We start from the raw sequence: 6,149 nt of genomic DNA, 5'->3' as shown, positions 1-6,149 counted from the left end.
TCCCGGATGATCGGCCAGCACGCCGGCGGCGGCGTTCGCGTCCCGCCCCGGCGGCAGGATCACCAACACCTGCGTGTTCCGGTTCAGCGCCCGACTCGGCCCGCGCCACGCATTGAGATGCTCGTGCCAGTCGACGCCGACGAGCACCTGATCGGCACTGCCCTTGTCGAGCAGCCGAATCGCCAGTTGCCGGGCGGCGGGATCGCTGTAGGGAGCGGCGACGACGGCGAGCGAGCGCTGTAGCCAGCCCTTGCCGCAGGCACGGATCGGCTCCGCCAGCACGCCGGCGCGCAACAGGAAACTGTCGCTGCCAGGGAATTGCACCGGGTTGCCATCCGCCGCCCAGCGCCAGTTCACGGCTATCTCGGCGCCGGCGGGAATGGTCGGTAGCGTGACGCTCGCGCGCGGGCTGCCGAGCGTGAGCTGGTAAGCGTTCGCCCCGGCCGCTTCGATGACGCGCAGCGTCTGCGCCGCCAGCGTGGGGTGATTCTGGACGGCATCGCTTACCAGCAGGCGCGGTACGTCGCCGGCCACCCAGCGATGGATCGCGACCGCGAAAGCGGCGAGCGCCAGCGTGCCGAGCAGGGTCGTCGCCAGCACCAGACGCGGCGCGGCGAGCAGGGGTGGTGGTGCGCCGGTGTAGAGGCCGGCGGCAAAGCCCAGTTGGCGCAACTGGTGGCGCGTCGTGGCGGGCTGGTCGGCGAAGCGCCAGGTCAGATAGACGCGCGCGCCGTCGTCGTCGCGGTCGGCCGGCCGGTGATCGGCGGCGGCGAATTCGCCGAGGCGGTGGGCGATCTCGGCGCGCAATTCCTCGTCGGCGAGTTCCGTCAGGCGAACGGCGGCCGCTTCGGTATCGGTGTACAAGCGCAGCAAGGCGTGCTCGACCTGCCAGCGCCGGCTCGCGAGCGAGTTCGTCCAGGGCAGCAAGGGGTTTTCCTGTGCCCGCTTCTGCTGGTCAGCCTCGACATGGCGCTCCTGCCACCACGCCAGCGCGCGGCGCGCCAGACTGTCGCGGCGCAGTTGATGCTCGTCGTCGCGCGGCTCGCTGCGCAGGAGCCAGTTGATCAGGCGCCGGCGGTCTTCGGGCTGAGTACTGGCAGCGAGAATCCGGTCGACTTCCCAGGGGCTGGCCGGCAGGTCGAGGACGGCGCGCAAGGTCTGCGCCGTGGCGGCATCGGCCTCGGCGCCGCCGAGCGCGACGGCGGCGGCCCATTGGCGGGTGGCGCCAAACAGGCCATCGGCCGCCGGCGCGCGGGGCGCTTCTTCGCAGGCGACGGCGCCGAGCCAGTCTGCCAGTCGGGGCAGGGGAACGACTTCGAGGCGCAGACGCCGCGCCGCGAACAGCGCGGCAAGCTGTTCGCCGTCCGGCGAACAGTCGACGAAACAGAGTCGCGGCCAGTGTTGCAAGGAAACGAGGAGGCGGCGCGTCTCGTCGCGATGGAGTGGGTGTTCGAGCTGGCGGCGCAGGCCGGCGCCGTCGGAGAAGATCGCGACCTGCGCCTGCCGGCCGTGTCCCTCTTCGGCGACCGGCCGGCAGGCGGGCTGGCCAGGCCAGTCGACGCGCCCAGGGGCGTCGGTAAAGAAGCCTTGCCGCGCTTCCAGCCCGGCGGCGCGCAGCGTGGCGGCCAACTGCGCGGCGATTTCCCTCGGGGTGGGTCGCTCGAGGTGGCGGTCGAGCCAGAACCAGATGGCACGCTCGTAGACGGCATGCTGGAAGCAGAAGCGCACGAAGCCAGCGGCACGGGCGCTGTGCTCGACCGTTCTCGGCAGATCCAGGCGGCGCGTGGGATCGTCGGCGACGAAGCGTTCGATGTTCCATACGAGCTGGCGGCGCGCGCGCGCGTCGATCAGCGCGCCGTCGTCGCGCGCCGGCGGCGGCAGCGGTTGCCAGCCGAAGCCTCGGTAGGCTTGTGGGGTGGCCTGGATGATCGGGAAGCGTTGCCGGTAGTGCCGGCACAAGAACAGCGCCAGCGCCAGCGCGATCGCGCCGAGCAGCGTCAAAGCGAGCGGACCGAGCCGGTTCGGCAGGCGGATCGATGCGGGTGCAACATCGTCGATACGCCAGCTCCAGAAGGCCTTGACGGGCTGATCGGGGAGGTCCGGGTCCTGGTTCGGTTGGTTCGGTCCAAAGGCAGCCGGCACGACCGGCAGCGTCTCAGCCTCTTGAGGCACTGTTTGGGGCGGCCACAACGACCAGATCAAGCAGGCGACGAGCAGCAGCCCGACACTGGCGAAGAGGAGTCGCCTGATCCGGTCAGGTGGCGGCGTTTTTGGGGGCGGCTCGAACGGCGATCGGGCACCGTCGTCAGTGGCGGGCGGCGGCGTCGATGAGGACGCTGCGGTCTGTTCCGGCTCCGGCCAGTCGGCCTCTTGGTCAGGGCACCAGGCGGCGAAAAGCCCTTCGAAGGTTTCGCGTTGCGCCGGGGTTTTCACCAGCAGCGCCGCCAGCAGCGCTTTCAGGCCTGCATGGTCGAGGCGCGGCTGGCGCGTGAAGAGGTGGCGCAGGCGTTCGATTTCGCCCGGTCCCACCGGCACGCCGTTGTGGCGCAAGGCCGCCAGGAAGTCGCCGAGTTCGGCGAGGCGGTCGCGCCCGTCCTGCGGCATCGCTCAACGCAACCGGGCGAGGTCGCCGGCGTCCTTGATCAGGGCGCCGAGAGCCGGCAGATCGGCAAGCCGGCAGCCGTCCAGGGTTTGCGCGTCGACGCGCTGGGCACTGAGGATGCTCAACCAGGTGAGCAGCTCGGCCGTCGAGGGTTTCTTGTCCAGCCCCGGTATCTCGCGCAACTGCCAGAAGCGCCGGCGGGCCGCGGCGCGCGCGTCCGCGTCGAGATGGGGGAAGCCGCTGCCGTCGGCGCCGGCCATGCTTTCAACGGCGGCTTTGACGAGATCTTCGTCGAGTTCGATGCGATGGAAGATGCAGCGGCGCAGAAAGGCATCGGGCAGGCGGCGTTCGTCGTTGCTGGTGACGATCACCAGCGGCCGCCGCCCGGTGCATGGCGCGATCCACTGCCGGTGGTCGAAGGGATGCGGAAAGCTGTGCTGGTCGAGTTCGTGCAGCAGATCGTTGGGGAAGTCGCGCGAGGCCTTGTCGATCTCGTCGATCAGGACCACCGCGTCGCCGTCGGTTTCATAGGCCTGCCAAAGCGCCCGCTTGTGCAGAAAGCCTTGCCGCACGGCGACGGCTTCTTTGGTACTGGCCCTCGCGCCGCCCAGCCGCGCATCTGCCGAGCGGCGCTCCGACTGCGCCCAGTGCAGATAGCCGACGGCATCGAACTCGTACATCAGATCTTGCGCGGTGGAGGTCGATTTGACCAGGAACTTGAAGATCGGGATGACGAAATACGCACTGACGAAGTCCGCCGCCTGCGTCTTGCCAGTGCCGGGCTCGCCGGTCAGGAGCAGCGGACTGCCGGTATGCAGCGCCATGTTGAGCGCCAGCAGCAGGTCGTCGGAAGGCCGGTAACGCATGGCCGCCTGGTGGTGGCTGCCGAGGAAGGGCGGCGGTCGGCGGCGCGCCAGGAGTCGTCGTCTGGCGGTGGCGTCGTGGGTCGCAGGGGGCGCCGGCGGCTGCTCGATCAGCTCGAACGGCAAGAAAGGTAGATCGTCAGCGGGCATCGCGTCGGCTCCAGAAATTGGCGTCGTAATGCGGCGGCGGCCAGGCGCCGGTAGCGGAAAGGTCCTTCAGTTCGTCGTACAGGTTGCCCCAGTTGTCGGGTTCGCCGCGGCGGATGGTGCTGACCGCCTCGTCGAACGGCATTTCCTTGCGCTTGCCGAGCAGCAATTCAGGAAACTCTTCCCGGTAGCGGTCGTGGCAAGCACAGAGGGTCTCGTTGCGAAAATAGCTGCGCAGGTCCGAGCGGAGTACGGCGGCCAGGCGTTCGAGTCGGGCGAAGTGGAAGCACCGGTCCGCGTCATACACTTCGATCAAGTCGTCGACCATGTTCACAAGTTCGTCGGTTCGTTCGGCTTCCAGGGCGACGATCGAGATTACGCGGACCTTGGCTTGCCACCCGCCCGAGCCGAGTTCGGCCGCCAGTCGTTTGCTGCACCACTCGGCGACGGCCGGCAACAAGCGGGCGGCATCGCCGGCGGCTTCGCCGGCTTGCCAGCCAAGGACCAGGAAGCAGAAGGCGGTTCCGGCCAGCGCTTCCCGGTCGAGCAGACTGTCGAGCAAGGCCTGGCGGGGGGTGAGGCGGAAACGGCGGCGTACCCGATCGTCCACGCCTTGTACATCGTCGATGCCGGGAGTCAAATCGACCGACTGGTAGTAGTAGGCCTCGCCTTCGCGCTGGTTGCGGACCAGGTGTTGCTGGATCATCGGCGGGAAATCGCGGGTTCGGCAACCGGGTGTGCCGAGCGCCACGACGTGGTGAATCCGGCGCACGGCGTCGGTATAGAAATCATCCCTGGCGCCTGCCAAGGTGTCGCGCTGCTGTCTGCGATCGAGCAGCAGATTGACCAGGTCCGGGTTCTGCAGACGCGCCGGCTCGACCGTCTCCCAGGTCGAGTAGCGAGTCCAGGCGCTGATGTGTCCGCAACCGTGGTGGTGCAGGGCGACCACCGGATCGATCCGGCGCGAGAATACCGCGTCCAGCCAGGCCAGGCCGGCCCTGGCGGCGTCGTGGGCGGCGGCCCGCGGGTTGCATTGAAAGAGCACGGCGCCCTTGACGGTGTCGAGCAGGAGTGGCCCGTGCGCGAGCGCCTCGTCGCCCGCTTCATTCACGAGGTTGAGAAAGAGCAGCGAGACGGAGCGGGATTCCCGCAACCATTGGGCCAGCTCCGACCAGGACACCCACCCGCCGTCGGCCGCATCCTGCAACAACAGGCCATCGCGCGAGGCCGGCCCGTAGTAGTACACCAGCCGTGTCGAACCCACTCGCAGCGCGCCGCGCAAGGCGTCGGCATCGGCAGCCAGCGCCGGCTCGGGATTCTGCGGCCAATGGCGTTGAAAGAAGCGCCGCAGGTCATCGAAGTGGGCGGCCTGTCGGCGTTGCGCGGAAGTCGCCAGCAGCAGCCGGCCGGGGAAGTGGCAGCGATGGCGTGGATGGTCCGGAAACTCCGGCTCGCCCGGCGTGTGGAACTCGATGGTCCAGCCGACCTGGCTGAGCGCGCGGCCCTTGTAGGCGAGGGTGCTCCAGGGCAAACGATGCAGTTGCCCGCTGGCCGTGAGCAGGTGCACGCGCAGGGGTCCAAGCGTCGGTTCGGCGGCACCGTTGGTCGCGAATGCCAGTGCGAAGAGATCACCGAAGGTCGCGGGGTCGCTGCCGAACAGCAGCTTGAACAGGAACTCGCCGTCGAGATCGTCACCGATGACCATCGCGGGGGCCGGGCAATCGAGTCGGGGCCTGATCGGACTGGCATGCGTGCCCATGCAGAACTGGTGTTGCCAGTGGTCCCGGCGAGCTTCGAGGAAGATCGCCAGTTCGGGGCGCGGCCCGCTGGCCGGATGCACCGGCGGCGATACCGGGTGCAACTGCCGGTCAGCCCATGTGACGACCTTGCGATAGAGGAGATCGCGTTTACTCCGGCTCTCAATCGCGCTCAGCGGCTTCGTCGGGTGGTTGAAGCCGAGGGTCCTGAGCAGTTCGAGCCGGTAAGGCTTGCCGTCGTGGTCGACTCGTTCGGACGACAAGGCCTCGTCGGGGACGGCACCGAGGTACAGGATGCCGAGTTTCAGTCCCTGGCATTTAGTACGGCGCAGCAGGAAGGGCAGCTCGCGTCGAGTGACGTAGTCGGAGTTCAGAAAATGGTTGCTGACGAGCAGGATCGCGATGGCCGAATCCGCCATGGCTTTCTGTATCTTGTCGTCGAACCGGTCGCCGACCTCGATGCCTTGCTCGTCGATCCAGAGTCGATCCCGAATGCCGGGGACCGTTCTCAGCGCCTGCAGAAGCTCGGCGATGAAGTCCTGGCCACCGTAGCTGTCCTTGTCCGCGTGGCTGTAGCTGATGAAGATCTGGCTGCCCATCGGCAAATTCTCCCGGATAAGTCGCTGGTTTTCCCTGTCGGCTAAAGCATAGCAGGCAATTCCCGTGTCGACTGCCCATACGCTGGTGTCTATGGACAGTGTTGAAGCAAGTCAGCCCCTCCGGCAGCACCGACACCTTGCCGGAGCCTCTGCGCAGAACGCAAATGCTCCGTCTTCTCGC

2 protein-coding genes and 1 pseudogene are annotated in these 6,149 nt (G+C 68.0%); all 3 read right to left on the bottom strand.

Annotation, left to right across the window (positions count from 1 at the left end; genetic code table 11):
- A pseudogene (locus tag Q1L59_RS00515) lies at positions 1 to 2,604 on the bottom strand (hypothetical protein); the annotation flags it as partial.
- Positions 2,605 to 2,607: 3 nt separating this feature from the next.
- Positions 2,608 to 3,615: a MoxR family ATPase gene (locus tag Q1L59_RS00510; protein ID WP_288126089.1), complete on the bottom strand. Its 1,008-nt coding sequence runs from the start codon at positions 3,613 to 3,615 to the stop codon at positions 2,608 to 2,610.
- Positions 3,605 to 5,968 carry a toll/interleukin-1 receptor domain-containing protein gene (locus Q1L59_RS00505; protein ID WP_288126088.1) on the bottom strand — a complete coding sequence of 788 codons (2,364 nt, stop codon included), beginning with the start codon at positions 5,966 to 5,968 and terminating at the stop codon, positions 3,605 to 3,607. Before Q1L59_RS00505 ends, Q1L59_RS00510 begins: the two co-directional genes overlap by 11 nt.
- Between the last annotated feature and the right edge of the window lie 181 nt (positions 5,969 to 6,149).

It is taken from the genome of Accumulibacter sp. (assembly GCF_029255125.1).
GTDB lineage: Bacteria > Pseudomonadota > Gammaproteobacteria > Burkholderiales > Rhodocyclaceae > Accumulibacter.
Note: the sequence above shows the minus strand (reverse complement) of the source record. Positions and strands in the feature narration are given on the sequence as shown.